This window comes from Sphaerisporangium sp. NBC_01403 (assembly GCF_045040145.1).
Lineage (GTDB): Bacteria > Actinomycetota > Actinomycetes > Streptosporangiales > Streptosporangiaceae > Sphaerisporangium > Sphaerisporangium viridialbum.
Genome location: NZ_CP109534.1, coordinates 6,874,201 through 6,889,799 on the forward strand (window position 1 = coordinate 6,874,201; position 15,599 = coordinate 6,889,799).

General features: G+C 65.5%; 13 protein-coding genes. 11 read left to right on the top strand and 2 right to left on the bottom strand.

What is annotated here, in order from left to right; translation table 11 throughout:
* Positions 1–89: 89 nt before the first annotated feature.
* The 4 genes from OG589_RS30695 to OG589_RS30710 all read left to right on the top strand — a co-directional run bounded on the left by OG589_RS30695 (position 90) and on the right by OG589_RS30710 (position 2,751).
* Positions 90–500 (top strand): DUF2000 family protein, encoded by a 411-nt coding sequence (locus tag OG589_RS30695; RefSeq protein ID WP_405141401.1) that lies wholly within the window; start codon positions 90–92, stop codon positions 498–500.
* Positions 501–697: 197 nt separating this feature from the next.
* Complete coding sequence (locus tag OG589_RS30700; protein ID WP_405141403.1) at positions 698–1,948, top strand: ATP-binding protein; 1,251 nt, start codon at positions 698–700, stop codon at positions 1,946–1,948.
* 87 nt (positions 1,949–2,035) lie between these two features.
* Entirely contained in the window at positions 2,036–2,233 is a 198-nt protein-coding gene (locus tag OG589_RS30705; RefSeq protein ID WP_405141404.1) for a type II toxin-antitoxin system PemK/MazF family toxin, read from the top strand.
* Positions 2,234–2,385: 152 nt separating this feature from the next.
* Positions 2,386–2,751 carry a DUF1622 domain-containing protein gene (locus tag OG589_RS30710; protein ID WP_405141406.1) on the top strand — a complete coding sequence of 122 codons (366 nt, stop codon included), beginning with the start codon at positions 2,386–2,388 and terminating at the stop codon, positions 2,749–2,751.
* Between the two features lie 37 nt (positions 2,752–2,788).
* Here OG589_RS30710 and OG589_RS30715 read toward each other — a convergent pair whose 3' ends face one another.
* Positions 2,789–3,322, bottom strand: a complete 534-nt coding sequence (locus OG589_RS30715; protein ID WP_405141408.1) for an SSI family serine proteinase inhibitor — start codon at positions 3,320–3,322, stop codon at positions 2,789–2,791.
* Positions 3,323–3,590: 268 nt separating this feature from the next.
* On the opposite strand from OG589_RS30715, the gene OG589_RS30720 reads away from it, so the two are divergent.
* The 6 genes from OG589_RS30720 to OG589_RS30745 all read left to right on the top strand — a co-directional run bounded on the left by OG589_RS30720 (position 3,591) and on the right by OG589_RS30745 (position 13,556).
* Positions 3,591–5,096, top strand: coding sequence for a trypsin-like serine peptidase (locus OG589_RS30720; RefSeq protein ID WP_405141409.1), 1,506 nt, complete (start codon positions 3,591–3,593; stop codon positions 5,094–5,096).
* 191 nt (positions 5,097–5,287) lie between these two features.
* Entirely contained in the window at positions 5,288–6,481 is a 1,194-nt protein-coding gene (locus OG589_RS30725; protein ID WP_405141410.1) for a trypsin-like serine peptidase, read from the top strand.
* A gap of 523 nt (positions 6,482–7,004) precedes the next feature.
* Positions 7,005–8,540, top strand: coding sequence for a trypsin-like serine peptidase (locus tag OG589_RS30730; protein WP_405141412.1), 1,536 nt, complete (start codon positions 7,005–7,007; stop codon positions 8,538–8,540).
* Between the two features lie 764 nt (positions 8,541–9,304).
* Positions 9,305–10,840, top strand: coding sequence for a trypsin-like serine peptidase (locus OG589_RS30735; protein ID WP_405141414.1), 1,536 nt, complete (start codon positions 9,305–9,307; stop codon positions 10,838–10,840).
* Positions 10,841–11,175: 335 nt separating this feature from the next.
* Positions 11,176–12,252 carry a trypsin-like serine peptidase gene (locus OG589_RS30740; protein WP_405141415.1) on the top strand — a complete coding sequence of 359 codons (1,077 nt, stop codon included), beginning with the start codon at positions 11,176–11,178 and terminating at the stop codon, positions 12,250–12,252.
* A gap of 227 nt (positions 12,253–12,479) precedes the next feature.
* On the top strand, positions 12,480–13,556 hold the full coding sequence (locus tag OG589_RS30745) for a trypsin-like serine peptidase (RefSeq protein WP_405141416.1): 1,077 nt from the start codon (positions 12,480–12,482) through the stop codon (positions 13,554–13,556).
* Between the two features lie 113 nt (positions 13,557–13,669).
* Here OG589_RS30745 and OG589_RS30750 read toward each other — a convergent pair whose 3' ends face one another.
* Positions 13,670–15,031: a hypothetical protein gene (locus tag OG589_RS30750; RefSeq protein ID WP_405141417.1), complete on the bottom strand. Its 1,362-nt coding sequence runs from the start codon at positions 15,029–15,031 to the stop codon at positions 13,670–13,672.
* Between the two features lie 183 nt (positions 15,032–15,214).
* On the opposite strand from OG589_RS30750, the gene OG589_RS30755 reads away from it, so the two are divergent.
* Entirely contained in the window at positions 15,215–15,586 is a 372-nt protein-coding gene (locus OG589_RS30755) for a hypothetical protein (protein ID WP_405141418.1), read from the top strand.
* The last annotated feature ends 13 nt before the right edge of the window (positions 15,587–15,599 follow it).

Consider the following 15,599-nt stretch of genomic DNA (forward strand, 5'->3'; position numbering starts at 1 on the left):
AGATCAAGGACCGACGCTCTGCGTTACGGCGAGCGGACGCCGCACCGCCGTACAAGACAGGCCGCATCGCATCCCGCCAAGCTGCGAACATGCGTTTCGACACGAAGATCGGCATCGTGGTCCGGGAGGATCTGGCCGTCTGGCAGAAGCTCAACGTGACCGCGTTCCTGGCGAGCGCCGTGGCCGGCGGGGCCGAAGACGTCATAGGCGAGCCGTACGCGGACGATTCCGGCAACGCCTACCTCGCGATGTTCCGCCAGCCGGTGCTCATCTACTCGGCCGACGCCGAGGGGCTCACCAGCGTGCACACCCGCGCCCTCAGCCGAGGGCTCTCCACGGCGGTCTACATCGAGGAGATGTTCAAGACCGGCCACGACGAGGACAACCGCGCCGCCGTCCGGGCGGTCACCGCCGACGCCCTGAACCTCGTCGGCCTCGCCGTCTACGGCCCCCGCAACGCCATAGACAAAACCCTCAAGGGCCTGCCCCTGCACCCCTGATCAACGAGCCGCCGGCTCCCTGGCCGGCTACCGAGAACGCCGAGGCCCGACCGGCCCGGCTCCGCCCTCTCATCTCGGTTGCTTCTCACTCGTGATCGTCAAAGTCACTACTTGGGATTCCGCGAAATGACTACCAGGTCTCTGGCAAACTGCAGAGTAGGATGCCCGCGGCTTTGGGGTTGGCGAGGTCAGAAGGTATGTCGGATCAGATTCGGCGGCGGTTGAAGGCTCGGATCGAACGTGCCATCGGCGCTTACCGTGTCGTCATCGTGGGTGGCCCTCGCCAGGTTGGCAAGACGACCTTGGCCAAGGAGTTGCTGGGGACCCGGGGGACATTCAGGCAGTTGGACAGAGACGAGACCCTGGCAGCGGCCCTCGTTGATCCGCTCGGTTTCGTCACGGCAGGCGATCCCCCGAGGGGCATCGACGAAGTGCAGCTTGCCGGCGATGCTCTGATACGTGCCATCAAGCTGCAGGTGGACAGCGACAATACCCCAGGCCAGTATCTCCTGACGGGATCGGCCGACTTCCTGTCGGTGCCTGGACTGTCCGAATCTCTCGCGGGGCGGGCCGTCTTCTTCGACCTCTGGCCCTTCTCCCAGGGAGAGCTGAGAGAAGAGCCCGACGCCTTCCTTGACCGGGTCTTCCAGGAGCCGGAAAGCCTGCGCGAAGGCCCCCGTTCCGAACTCCGGCGTGAGGACTATCTGGATGCCATCTGCACGGGAGGCTTTCCAGAAGCGGTCAGAATGCACGCCGATGACCGCGGCCCATGGTTCGACAGCCTGGTCCGCACGGTTACCCAACGCGACATCGCCGATCTCACCGGAGCCAAGAGAGCCGGCGAGCTACCTCGTCTTCTCCGGCTTCTTGCCGCCCGCACGGCGAACGAACTGGTGACTTCCCAACTCCACGCGGACACAGGACTGGCTCGGGACACGGTTGACGCCTACAGCGGCTTCTTGCGGATGACCTACCTGGTTCACGAGCTGCCGGCGTGGTCGCGCAACTTCACCAATCGCGCGAAGAAGCGACCGAAGTCCTATCTGACGGACACCGGTCTGGCGAGCCATCTGCTGGGCGCCGACGCCACAGGGCTCCTGCGCCCCGAGGACAAGAGAAGAGGCCCGCTCGGCGAAACTTTCGCCGTCAACGAGCTACGCAAGCAAGTCGGCTGGTCACGGACGCGGATGGACCTCCATCACTTCCGCGACCGCGACGGATCCGAGATAGACATCATCGCCGAGGCCCCGGACGGCCGCGTCGTGGCGATCGAGGTCAAGACGGCCCTCACGGTCACCGGCAAGGACTTCACCCACCTGAAGAAACTGAGAGACGCACTCGGCGACGACTTCATCCACGGCGTAGTCCTCAGCTTCACCGACACCCCCCTCCCCTTCGGCGACCGCCTCACATCCCTCCCCATGTCGTACCTCTGGAAAGCGGACTGACCAGCAGCGGCAGGGCTCCGGCACGTCATCGAGGACACCCGACACCCGAGCAAGGTCCGCCGCAGGCTGGAGACCATCTTGGCTGGGGTGACCTTTGTCGATCGCGTCTTCTCCTTCCAGGTCCTGCTACCTGCCGACGAATGCGGGCTCACTGTCGACTCGAAGGCACAGGCAGAACAACTCCGAGCGGTCGCCGTCGACCGACTGGGCACCTGGATCGGGAGCCTGCACCCCGCGACCCTGGGCAAGCTGGACAGTGCCCCACGCACCCACCTCGCCCTCTGACGTCGATCACCGCGCGCAGATCCACCGCCCTTCGAAAGCCGAGAAGTTTCATAGGCGCTCGCCCTGGAAGGTCTCCTCTTCAGACCGAGAGTAGGAGACCACGCCCTCCTCGTCGACGAACTTGGCGCCATCAGACGGCCGGATGCGAGGAGATGTCCGTGGAGTTCGTCTCTGTCGTCGAAGCAGCGGGGAAGGCCGTAGACCTCGTCGGCGTGGGGGTGATCGTCGTCGGGGCACTGCTGGCGAGCGGCGTCTTCGGCCACGAACTGCTGCACCGCCGGCCGCCTCACGACGCCTACCGGCGCTACCGCCAGACCCTCGGCCGGGCGATCCTCCTGGGTCTGGAGTTCCTCGTCGCCGGAGACATCATCCGTACGGTGGCCATCTCCCCGACGTTCCAGAGCGTCGGCGTCCTCGCCGCCATCGTCCTGGTGAGAACCTTCCTCAGCTTCTCCCTGGAGGTAGAACTAGAGGGCCACTGGCCCTGGCACCCCAAGCGTGAGTTGCCCCAATCATGATCCTCAGATCACTAATAGCGCCGCGAATTGACCTACGTCAGAAGTTGAAGACGGCGCCGGTGTAGGCGTGGAGTTCGCAGGAGTTGCCGAAGGTGCGCTCGAAGTAGAGGTGGTGGCCGTCCCACATGCCGGACGCGGAGACCGTCATCGGCTCGTAGTGCCTGGCGCACCTGGCGTCCGATGAGGTCTTGAGGTCGCCGAGGTCTCCCTTGACGGGGTCGAGCAGCCGGCAGGCCTCCGTCGCCCGGGGATGCGTGCCGCCGGGCGACCCGCACTGCAGGAGCACGACGCGGTCGGAGGGCGTCGCCGACTCGCCCTTGGCGATCGTGAGCAGGAGCGCCCGGCTTATCCCCCTGACCGGATGCCACGCCGCGGAGTGGGCGGCCGGGCCTCCGGGGAACGGCCTCGGGATCGAAGCGGCGGCCGCGCCCGATGGGGCGACCACTCCCACGGACAGGGCCACCCCCAGCGACAGCGACAGTGCCGCCCTAAAGGGCAGGCCCGCACGCAGGGGCAGACCCGCTCCTGGAGACAGGTCCGCGCAGGTCAGGCCGGTGAAGAGACGTCGCATGTGCATCCCCCGATTTCGCATGGCGTGGAGCGGTAACCCACCTTCCGCAGGCGTGTCTGCCGATCAAGCGCCCAACCATGATCGAAGAGCGAAGTTGGACGTATCAGGTATCTCTCCGGTTCCACCAGTTTCATAACAAGCCGGTAACGGACATCCACTTTTGTCCGATTTGGGGCCTAGTGAGCAAGATCGCCGGAGTACGGTCTGTGCTGTCTCTTTACGTAAGCGTGGGACCTTCCCGGGCATCCCATGACAAAGAAGGAGCTCAATGAACACCCGAGCAAAGCGCCTCATCCTCCCTCTCGGTGGTGCGATCGTCGCCACCGGCATGATCGGCGCGACTCTCTCCACCTCTGCCAGCGCGCAGGCCAAGCCGACTCCCGTCAAGTCGGGCTCGCTGGCGAACGGGACCGACGCGAAGGCCATCGCGGGGTCCTGGACGCCCAGCAAGCTGAAGTCCGCGAAGAGCTACCTCGAGGACTCCTCGCACTCCGGCAAGCTGAAGAAGAGCACGAGCAAGGCCTCCGCCGACGGCAAGGCCGGCTCCATCGCCCCGACCGGTGCCGGCGGCAAGACCGCCGGCAAGTCGAAGAACGTCAACCTCCCCACCAACGTGGGCAAGGTGTTCTTCCAGGTCGACGGCAAGCCGTACTGGTGCTCCGGCAGCTCGGTCCAGTCGAAGTACCGCAACCTCGTCGCCACGGCGGGCCACTGCGTCTACGACACCGACAAGAACAAGTACGTCGACAACTTCGTCTTCATCCCCGGTTACTACCAGGGCAAGGCGCCGTGGGGCGTCTACGTCGGCGCGAAGGTCAACCTCCACCACGACTTCACGGTCTACGAGGACTACGACTACGACTACGCCTTCGTCAACGTCTACAACGGCGTCAAGCAGACCGGCGAGAAGATCGTCGCCAAGAGCGAGTACGACGCGTACAAGGGTCCGAAGTGGGCCAATGACGAAGAGATCACCCAGAACGAGTACCAGAAGAAGGTCGACGAGAAGGGCGGCGAGACCGCCGACGCCTGGTCGAAGTCCACTGGTTCCGAGACCGTCCTCCCCTGGGGCACCGCCGGCGGCCAGCGCGTCGTCAAGGAGGTCACCAAGGACGAGTACGACAAGGCTCCCGCGGCCGACGCCAAGGTCAACTACGCCAAGGCGCCGGGCAAGACCGCCACGGAGATCGTGGACGAGGTCACGTACAACAAGTACACCGGCCCCGGCTACAAGAAGATCGTCGACTCGGCCTACACCATCACCCACTACTACGTGAAGTACTGGGTGAAGAAGACCACCACGGTCAAGTACTACAAGACGGTCTTCCACATCAAGACGTTCGTGGACGCGGGCCGTCTCGGTGACAACGTCGGCGGCCAGGGCTTCACCTGGAACCGGAGCACGAAGGCGAAGCAGTTCAGCTTCGGCTACCCGACCTCCGCGCACCTCGACGGCAACAAGGCCTACACCGGCGAGACCATGAAGTGGTGCTACGGCCAGACCGCCGCCGCTCCCGCTGTTCCCAAGTACAAGGCCGAGGAGCAGCTCGCCATCAAGTGCGCCTTCACCCCGGGCGCCACCGGTGGTCCGTTCCTGATCGAGTACAAGAGCAGCAAGCGCACCGGTTACCTCAACGGTGTCGTGAGCCTGACTCTGGACACCGACGGCAACGGCCGCTACGACCACATCACGACGCCGTACTTCAACAGCGACACCTACGGCATCTACAAGTACTCCGCCAACCTGTGGACCGGGAAGCTTACGACCAGCTGACGCGAGCCACGGCAGGGTAGGGGGCCGGCCGCATGTCCGGCCCCCTACCGGCGTACTCGTTCGACGACCCGATCACCCATCCGATAACGAAGTGAATCCAGGTCAGCCAAGTACGGTGCCGATAGTTAGTTGATCTGGAAAAATCGCCCTTCACCGTTGTCTGCACTCTTCTGATCAGTGGAAGGTACGAAATGCCACCCCGAGCGAAGCGGATCGCGCTCACATTCTGCGGCGCCCTCGCGACCGCCAGTGTGTTCCTGTCCGCGGGCCCGGGGCTCGCGCAGGCGCTGGCCGCGAGCGAGTCGGCCCCCGCGGGCATCACGACCCTTCCACTGGCGCAGACCGACGCGGACCTGCAGAAGGTCGTCGACTGGTGGACGCCCGACCGGTTGAAGAACGCCAGCGGCTACGCGCCCAAGACGGCGGCGCCCAGCACCACCGGAACCGCCTCGGCGAGCCCCAGCAGCCCCGCCACCACGCTCGCCCCGGCCGCGGCCGAGGCGAGCACCTCGACCAAGGCCCCCAACAGCAAGACGACCGCCGTCGCGGGGGCGGCCCCGCCCAAGACGGTCAAGACCGTCAGGACCAAGAACGTCAACCTCCCTCCGACGGTGGGGAAGGTGTTCTTCCGCAACGGCGCCACCGAGTACTGGTGCTCGGCCTCGTCCGTGCACTCCAAGTACGGGAACGTCGTCGCCACGGCGGGTCACTGCGCCTACGACGTCAAGACCGGCAAGCCGGTCGAGTACTGGGTGTTCATCCCCTCCTACACCGGCAACGGGGCGACGCCGTACGGCATCTACGTCGGGCACACGCTGCACATCAACGACACGTACGCGGCGACCGGCGACTACGACTTCGACTACGCCTTCGTGACCGTCCACCACGGCTACCGCTGGGACACCGACAAGGACGCGAACGGCGTCGCCAAGAAGGACGCCAAGGGCCAGCCGGTGTACAAGACCGTCGACACCGGACGCCTGGAGAGCCAGGTCGGCGGCCAGGGCTTCGCCTGGAACAGGGGGTACGTCGTCGCCGCCTACGCGTTCGGGTACCCCGCGGGCCCCCATCCCGACCTCAGCCGGCCGTACGACGGCCTCACGATGGTGTCGTGCCTTACCCGGGCCACCAGAAAGATCGCCACGGAGAAGTGGGATCTGGACAACGGTGTCTTCTTCAACGGCTGCGGCTTCACGGCCGGGGCCAGCGGCGGCCCTTGGTTGATCAAGTACAGCCCCTCACGGCGCATCGGCTACCTGAACGGCGTGAACAGCCTCACGTGGGATCTGGACGGCAACGGCCGCAACGAGGGCGTGTCCTCTCCGTACTTCAACACGGCGACCTATCTCGTGTACTCCTACGCCGCCCGCCAGAAGACCGACTGAGAAGCATCGAGACCTGACACACCGAGAGGGGCCCGGCGGATGCCGGGCCCCTCTCGCGTTGCGGCGCCTCGGCGGCAACCGTCCGGCTTCTGTCCGTTCCCCGAGAGAACACTTTCCGGCCACTGGCCCGTTCCATGCCGAAGGGAGCCGCCCACCTGTCCGTTATGTCCGATTCGGCGGACCTGTGGAGCCGTTAGACGTAGCCACTCGCCGATTCGGCTCCACTCAAGTGGTGTGATCTGCGTCACACTGATGTCGGCACTGTCCGGAGCGGTTCACTCACACCACATCTGGACCGTTTGTCACACCAGTGCCCTGATCTGCGGGAATAGCGATGACTTGCCGTGACTTGACTGCCGATGTCATCCGATTTGGCGATCACGGAACGATCACGTGGGGACGAACGCGAAAAATCGCCACGGTTCCGGTTACCGCAGACAAGATCTTCTCTGTATCTTCCTGGTTATCCCTTTACTGACGCATGGGGCGCAAGATGCGTTCCACGACAGGCCCAGGAGTTTCCTTGAACACCCGAGTTAAGCGTCTCGCCCTCCCGATCGGTGGCGCCATCGCCGCCACCAGCATGATCGGCGCCACCCTGGTCACCTCGGCCAACGCGGCGACTGCGCCCCAGAAGAAGGTCGTGTCCCTCGCGTCCGCTTCTGGCGCTCAGAAGATCAGCAACTTCTGGACCGCCAACGGTGGTGCCAACCTGAAGGCCGCCGCCTCCTTCGAGGGCAGCCAGCAGGTGTCGGGCAAGGTCAAGCTCGGTGGTGGCGACGCCGCCCCCGACGGCAAGGCCGGCGTTGTCCCGCCGATCGGCCAGGAGAAGGTCACCCCCACCAAGGTGAAGAACGTCAACCTGCCGAAGACCATCGGTAAGGTCTTCTTCACGGTGGGCGACAAGGAGTACTGGTGCTCCGCGTCCTCGGTGCAGAGCAAGTACCACAACCTGGTCGCCACCGCCGGACACTGCGTGTTCGACGAGGGTGTCCAGAACGGTGCGCTCGACAACTGGGTCTTCATCCCCGGTTACTACCAGGGCAAGTCCCCCTGGGGCATCTACGTCGGCAAGGCCGCCTACACCCACTACGACTTCGCGGTGTACGAGGACTACGACAGCGACTACGCGTTCGTCACGGTCTACAACGGCATCGCGTACGCCGGTGAGAAGGCCGTCTCCAAGACGACCTACGACGGCTGGCAGGGCTACAAGTTCATTGACAAGCAGGAGATCTCGGAGACCGAGTACAACAAGCTCGTCGACGAGTTCGGCATCGAGAACGCTCCGGTCACCACGGAGAGCTCCACTGCCGAGACTGTCCTGCCCTGGGGCACCAAGGATGGCACCCGGGCCCGTAAGGAAGTCACCAAGGACGAGTACGACAAGGCCGCTTCGGTTCCCAAGAACCAGAACTACCACCAGTCGCACCGCGTCGAGAAGGTCATCGTCAGCGAGGCCGAGTACAACGCGTACACCGGCCCCGGCTACAAGAAGATCGAGGACCACGCGTACACCATCACCCACTACTACCTTTCGTACTGGGTGAAGAAGTCCTCGACGACGAAGTACTTCAAGCTCGCCTACGTCATCGAGTACTACAAGGACGCGGGTCGCCTGGGCGACAACGTCGGCGGCCAGGGCTTCACCTGGAACCAGAAGGTCGGTCAGCCGGTCTACGCCTTCGGTTACCCCGCGGGCAAGCACCCGGACGGCGACCAGCCCTTCACCGGTGTCACGCCGAAGTGGTGCTACGGCAAGACCTTCGCCGCCGCCGCGGCTGCGAAGTTCAAGGCCGAGGCCCAGATCGGCCTCAAGTGCTCCATGACCGCCGGCTCCTCCGGTGGCCCCTGGATCCTCAAGTACAGCAGCACGAAGCGTCTCGGCTACATCAACGGTGTCACCAGCCTCATCGGTGACGCTGACGGCAACGGCCGGATCGACTTCGCCACCTCGCCGTACTTCGACGCCGAGACCTACTCGATCTACAAGTCGGCCGCCAACCTCTGGTCCGGCTCGATCGTCACCAAGGACGGCGACCTCGTCACCAAGGCCTGACGTTCTAGCCAGCTAGAGCAACAGCAGTCCTAGCAGGGCCCGGCATTCGTGCCGGGCCCTGTTCTGCGTTGTCAGGGCTTCCTGATTCCGTGCCTGGGCGGGCTCGCACGACCGTCCGTAGATCTGAGGGGCGCACAGAGAGCCGTCAGCGGGCAGCTCCAGGAGCGCCTCGGTTCCTCATGGCCGTCGGTCCGTGCGGCCGTCCGTTCCACACGGCCGTCCGTTCCACACGGCCGTCGGTTCTGTGTGCGACGGAGGGATGCCGATGGCGGCCTTCCGGGCGGCCGGCGGCTCGCGAGGCGAGAAGACGACGCCTTCGCGGGGCGGCGATCCGCACTGTGCGTAAGAGGACCGCGACTCTGTGGATCAAGATGTGGCTCCCGAGCCCACGCCACGGCGGCCGGTTCGGACGGGTTCGGCTCGGCGAGAGCCACTTAGACGTAGCCGGACCCCGATTCGGCTCCATCGGTCCTGTGTGATCTGCGTCACACTCGCCACCATGAAGGGCGGTGGCGGTTCACTCACACCACATTGGAACCACTCGGTCCAGAACCGCCCTGATCTGCGAGTAAGACCGTTGCTTGCACGGGTCTGACAGGAGCTGTCCGCCTAGCCAAAGGGTTACGAAAAGGTCACGCCCGGGCGAAGGTCAAAATTCCCCTCGAATCGCCCCCACAGACCAAGATCTTCTCGCTATCTTCTGGTTATCCCTTTACTGACGCATGGGACGCAAGATGCGTTCCACGACAGCCCAAGGAGTTTCCTTGAACACCCGAGTCAAGCGTCTCGCCCTCCCGCTGGGTGGCGCCATCGCCGCCACCAGCATGATCGGCGCCACCCTGGTCACCTCGGCCAACGCGGCGACCGCGCCCCAGAAGAAGGTCGTGTCGCTGGCCTCCGCCAGCAACGCGCAGAAGGTCGTGGACTTCTGGACCCAGAAGGGCTCCGCGGCTCTCAAGGGCGCCGAGCAGTTCAAGGGCAGCCAGCAGGTGTCGGGCAAGGTCAAGCTCGGTGGTGGCGACGCCGCCCCCGACGGCAAGGCCGGCGTTGTCCCGCCGATCGGCCAGGAGAAGGTCACCCCCACCAAGGTGAAGAACGTCAACCTGCCGAAGACCATCGGTAAGGTCTTCTTCACGGTGGGCGACAAGGAGTATTGGTGCTCCGCGTCCTCGGTGCAGAGCAAGTACCACAACCTGGTCGCCACCGCCGGACACTGCGTGTTCGACGAGGGTGTCCAGAACGGTGCGCTCGACAACTGGGTCTTCATCCCCGGTTACTACCAGGGCAAGTCCCCCTGGGGCATCTACGTCGGCAAGGCCGCCTACACCCACTACGACTTCGCGGTGTACGAGGACTACGACAGCGACTACGCGTTCGTCACGGTCTACAACGGCATCTCGTACGCCGGTGAGAAGGCTGTCACCAAGGACACGTACGACAAGTGGCAGGGCTACAAGTACACCGACGACGTGGTGATCACGGAGAAGGAGTACAACAAGCTCAAGGACGAGTTCGGCGACAAGGCTCCGGTCCGCATCGAGACCACGGGAACCGAGAAGGTCGTGCCCTGGGGCACCAAGGACGCGAGCATCGCCAGCAAGGAAGTCACCAAGGACGAGTACGACAAGGCCGCCTCGGTCCCGGCGACCCAGAACTTCCACCAGGACCCCTCGCTGACGGAAAAGAAGATCGTCAGCGAGGAGGAGTACAACAAGTACAGCGGTCCCGGCTACAAGAAGATCGAGGACCACGCCTACACCATCACGCGCTACTTCCTGGTGTACGCGGTCGAAAAGGGCAGCAGCACCAAGTACATCAAGACCGTCTACGTCATCGAGTACTACAAGGACGCGGGTCGCCTGGGCGACAACGTCGGCGGCCAGGGCTTCACCTGGAACCAGAAGGTCGGCCAGCCGGTCTACGTCTTCGGTTACCCCGCGGGCAAGCACCCGGACGGTGACCAGCCCTTCACCGGTGTCACGCCGAAGTGGTGCTACGGCAAGACCTTCGCCGCCAAGCCGGCCGCCGCGTTCAAGGCGGAGGCCCAGATCGGCCTGAAGTGCTCCATGACGGCCGGCTCCTCCGGTGCGCCGTGGATCCTGAAGTACAGCAGCACCAAGCGCCTCGGCTACATCAACGGTGTCACCAGCCTCATCGGCGACGCCGACGCCAACGGCCGGATCGACTTCAGCACCTCGCCGTACTTCGACGCCGAGACCTACTCGATCTACAAGTCGGCCGCCAACCTCTGGTCCGGCAAGATCGTCACCTCCGATGGCGACCTCGTCACCAAGGCCTGACGTTCCAGCCAGCTAGAGCGCAGCACAGCTAGACACAGCAGGGCCCGGCACGTGTGCCGGGCCCTGCGCCTTTTCGCGGGCGGTTTACCGAAAATCGAGTGATATACGTCACATCGCCCAGGAAAGCCATGCTTTCCGGCCCGCGCGTGAGAGGTCCGTTGGACCGTTTCCACCTGTGCGTGGCCGGAGAGCGGCCGTCTTCGCGGGCCGCCGTACGGCCGACGCGCCGCTGAGGCTTGCGACCCATTCCTCATGATCAGACCGATAGGTTCGTACTGTCCCTTTTGGGACGAGTGGGGCAGGAGTCACCTCCTGCGGCAGAACAAGGAGTCTCATTGAACACCCGAGTCAAGCGCCTCATGCTTCCTCTCGGTGGCGTCGCCGTCGCCACCGGCATGATCGCGGCATCCCTCACCAGCGCTGCGACCGCCTCCGCGGCCGCGCCGGCCTCGGACGGCCTGTCCACCACCCAGGCCGCCGCCATGGACACCGTCAAGTTCTGGACGGCGAGTGACGGCAAGTCGCTCAAGTCCGCCACCAAGTTCACCTCCGACGCCGCCGTCCAGGGCAAGATCAAGCTGGGTGGCGGCGACGCCGCCCCCGACGGCAAGACCGGCGTCGTCCCGCCCATCGGGCAGGAGAAGATCACCCCCACCAAGGTGAAGAACGTCAACCTGCCCAAGACCATCGGCAAGGTGTTCTTCCGTCTCGACGGCAAGACCTACTGGTGCTCCGGCTCGTCGATCCAGGGCAAGTACCGCAACCTGGTCGCCACCGCGGGCCACTGCGTCTACGACACCGATGCCAACCGCGACACCCTCGACCGCTGGGTCTTCATCCCCGGTTACTACCAGGGCAAGTCCCCGTGGGGCATCTACGTCGGCAAGTCGGCGTACACGCACTTCGACTTCGCCAACTACGAGGACTTCGACAGCGACTACGCCTTCGTCACCGTGTACAACGGTGTCGAGGCGAGGACCTGGAAGGACGTCGGCCGCCTGGGCGACAACGTCGGCGGCCAGGGCTTCAGCTGGAACCAGAAGATCGGCCAGACGGTCTACGCCTTCGGCTACCCCGCCGGCAAGCACCCCGACGGTGACCAGCCCTTCACCGGCCAGACGCCGAAGTACTGCTACGGCAAGACCTCCGCTGCGGGCCCCGTCTCCGGGTTCAAGGCCGAGGCGCAGATCGCCCTCAAGTGCTCCATGACCGCCGGCGCCTCGGGCGGCCCGTGGATCGCGCAGTACAGCAGCACCAAGCGTCTCGGCTACATCAACGGCGTGACCAGCCTGGTCGGCGACACCGACGGCAACGGCCGCTTCGACTTCGCCACCTCGCCGTACTTCGACAGCGAGACCTACTCGATCTACTCCGCGGCGTCCAACCTCGCCTCCGGCAAGATCGGCAAGTGACACCCTGAGCACGACGTGACGAGGGCCCGGCTCCGGCCGGGCCCTTCGCACTTTCAATCTCACCTCGCAGTGAGGTTCCCCTATCGTGAAATCCCAGTGAATGCCCATATGTCCGTTTTTGGGGCGCGGATATATGGAGGAGGTAAAGAAATCACATAGGCTCGGAGAATCCCCTTTGGGACGCATGGGACATAAGTGATGTTCCATGTCAGAACAAGAGGAGTTATATGTATACCCGAGCAAAACGCCTCATCCTCCCCCTCGGGGCCGCCGTCACCGCCACCGGAATGGTCGGCGCTGCCCTCACCTCGTCCGCTGAGGCCACGGCCAAGCCCCAGCCGACGAACGTCTCCCTCGCCTCCAGCAAGTCGAAGGCGAACGACACCGCGAAGTTCTGGAGCGCGAGCGGCGGTAAGCAGCTGAAGGCCGCGACCCGCTACTCCAACGACGATTCGGTCAAGGGCAAGGTCAAGTTCGGCGGGAGCGACGCCGCTCCCGACGGAAAGACCGGTTCCGTCCCGCCGATCGGGCAGGAGAAGATCACTCCGACCAAGGTGAAGAACGTCAACCTGCCCAAGACCATCGGCAAGGTGTTCTTCCGCGTCCACGGCAAGCCGTACTGGTGTTCGGCGTCGTCGGTCCAGTCGAAGTACCACAACCTCGTGGCGACCGCCGGTCACTGCGTCTACGACACCGACCGCAACCGCGACACCCTCGACCACTGGGTCTTCGTCCCCGGTTACTACCAGGGCAAGTCCCCGTGGGGCATCTACGTCGGCAAGTCGGCGTACACGCACTACGACTTCTCGGTCTACGAGGACTACGACAGCGACTACGCGTTCGTCACGGTCTACAACGGCATCAACGTGAACACCTGGAAGGACGCCGGTCGCCTCGGTGACAACGTCGGCGGCCAGGGCTTCGCGTGGAACCAGAAGATCGGCGAGCCGGTCTACGTCTTCGGCTACCCCGCCGGCAAGCACCCCGACGGCGACCGGCCGTACACCGGGGTCACGCCGAAGTGGTGCTACGGCAAGACCAAGCCCGCCGGCGTCACGGCCGCCTACAAGGCCGAGGCGCAGATCGCCATCAAGTGCTCCATGACCGGCGGCTCCGCCGGTGCTCCGTGGATCGCCAAGTACAGCAGCACCAAGCGTCTCGGCTACATCAACGGTGTCACCAGCCTCATCGGCGACTCCGACGGCAACGGCCGGTACGACTTCAGCACCTCGCCGTACTTCGACGGCGAGACCTACGCGGTCTACAGCAAGGCCGCCAACCTCTGGTCCGGCTCGATCCGCTGACGCGGTACACGCCACTGTTCCAGACAGCGGGGCCCGGCTTCCGGCCGGGCCCCGCGCCGCGTTCCGCCCATGTACGCGTGCGATCCTGCTGGGCCGCCCCGCGTGCGAGCCGGCTACGCCGCAGGCGCGAGCTCCCTGGTGCGCTGGACCAGTGCCGCGACGCCCGGGTCACCGCTGAGCGGCTCCAGCCTCTTGCGCAGGTCGGCGACGTACGACCGCGTCCGTACGGACTGCAGGCCGGCCGCCAGGTCGAGCGCGGACGTGCCCACCCTGCTCGCCTCCTCGGCGTCCCCCTGCAGGGCGTGGGCCGAGGCGAGCAGGGACAGGTTGAACATGCGCCCGCGCACGTACCGCCCGTCCATGTCGAGCGACCGGCGCGCGTACCGCACGGCCTGCGCCCCGTCTCCGAGATCCCTGAAGCAGTGGGCGTACTTGGCCGCGAGATACGCCTCGTCGAAGTACCGGATCCACTCGGGCTCCTCGTCCGGACGGCGGCGGTCGAACGCCAGGTCGGCCTCGTGGAGGGCGAGGGCGCAGGCCGCGCCGTCGGAGAGCGCCGCGTGGGCGTGGGCCTCCAGCACGTACGCCTCCGCGAGCAGCGAGGGGACCTCCGCGCGGCGGGCGGACAGCTGCGCCGCCCTGGCCAGATCGAGGGCATGCCTTGGTTGTCCTATATATATGGCTTGGTGCGCCATGCCGGCGAGGATCTCCCCGCCGAAGCCGTGGTCGCCCGCGCCGCGTGCCAGGCTCAGCGCCTGGATGAGATGGCGCTGCGCCAGGCCGTGCTGCTCCAGGTCGTAGGCCATCCAGCCGGCCAGGCGGGTCACCTCGGCCGCGGCCGAGGCCAGCGCCCTGCCCGTGGCCTCGCCGTACACGCCGTCCTTGAGCAGCGGCGCGACCGCCGAGTCGAGATATTTCACGACCGCGGAGCGCACCCTGCCGCCGCCGAAGCGGTTGTCCAGCTCGCCGAACGAGCGGGTGACCTCGCGGATGGCGGCGATGTCGGGCGCGCCGACCTTGCGTACACCGGCGGCCTCGGGCTTGCCCTCCATGGGAAATGTGAGCCAGCGCAGGGCTCCCGCCGAACCCGCTCCGACGGCGAAGGCGGAGTCGAGCAGGAACCTGCGCCTCTCCATGTCCGCCCTCCATAGTGCTGTCACGGTCTCGACACCCTCCTGCCACGAGTGAGTGAATTCCTGTCCGAGGTCGAGGGGCGTGGCTCCCCCCGCCATACCGAGGTCCTCCGAAGTCACCGGCCGGCCGAGTTTCAGTGCGAAGATCTCCGCGAGGAGCGTCGGCACCGGATCGCGCGGCTGCTGGCCGCCCATCCAGCGCAACACCGAGCTGTGGTCGTACCTCAGCCCTGTGAGGCCCCGGGCGGCTCCGAGGTCGTTGAGCCTGCGGGCCAGACCCTTGTGGGAGAAGGCCGCCTCGGCGATGAGGTGCCGGAGGAGGAGGTTGGGCTCGCGTCGCATCGCTCTTGACCCCCAGGAGGCTTGCACGGATGGAAATGGCTCTCCGGTCGCCGCAAGCCCCCTGCGCACACATACGCCCTTCGTGCACACCCTTGTCCGGCAGGTAACGGAGGGTTTTTGTTATAGCACGATGCGTGACATGGTGTGGGAATTCCCAAGACTTGACCCCAGGAGCGGTACCTCATGACGAAGGCAAGCCTTTTCGACTGGGATGTCTACACGGGCCACGAACCGGCGGGGTGGACGGCCTGCGGGGTCACGGCCACCGAGAAGCTGGCCGTGGAGAGGGTGAGAACGACCTTCGCGGCCATGCCGTACGGCACGTGCGCGTGGGCGGAGATCATCCGCGTACGGCTGGACCCCGCGCATCTGGCGCCCCGCGAGCGGCTGGAGGTCGGGCGGCACGTGGCGGTACGGCTGTGGGACGGGGGGGTCGTCTGGTCGCTTCCCCGGCGTCGCGTGCATGCCCTGCGCCGCCCGATTCCGCGCAGGCCGCCGGCCGCGGCCGGCTTCCTCGACGACTTCGGCGGCTCGGCGAGCCCGCCGCACGCGTGAAGGTGGCACGGGG

Bases quoted from the DNA above. Each gene is read 5' to 3' on its own strand.
- OG589_RS30695 (WP_405141401.1), top strand. From the start codon at position 90: ATGCGTTTCGACACGAAGATCGGCATCGTGGTCCGGGAGGATCTGGCC.
- OG589_RS30700 (WP_405141403.1), top strand. From the start codon at position 698: ATGTCGGATCAGATTCGGCGGCGGTTGAAGGCTCGGATCGAACGTGCC.
- OG589_RS30710 (WP_405141406.1), top strand. From the start codon at position 2,386: ATGTCCGTGGAGTTCGTCTCTGTCGTCGAAGCAGCGGGGAAGGCCGTA.
- OG589_RS30715 (WP_405141408.1), bottom strand. From the start codon at position 3,322: ATGCGACGTCTCTTCACCGGCCTGACCTGCGCGGACCTGTCTCCAGGA.
- OG589_RS30720 (WP_405141409.1), top strand. From the start codon at position 3,591: ATGAACACCCGAGCAAAGCGCCTCATCCTCCCTCTCGGTGGTGCGATC.
- OG589_RS30725 (WP_405141410.1), top strand. From the start codon at position 5,288: ATGCCACCCCGAGCGAAGCGGATCGCGCTCACATTCTGCGGCGCCCTC.
- OG589_RS30745 (WP_405141416.1), top strand. From the start codon at position 12,480: ATGTATACCCGAGCAAAACGCCTCATCCTCCCCCTCGGGGCCGCCGTC.
- OG589_RS30750 (WP_405141417.1), bottom strand. From the start codon at position 15,031: ATGCGACGCGAGCCCAACCTCCTCCTCCGGCACCTCATCGCCGAGGCG.
- OG589_RS30755 (WP_405141418.1), top strand. From the start codon at position 15,215: ATGACGAAGGCAAGCCTTTTCGACTGGGATGTCTACACGGGCCACGAA.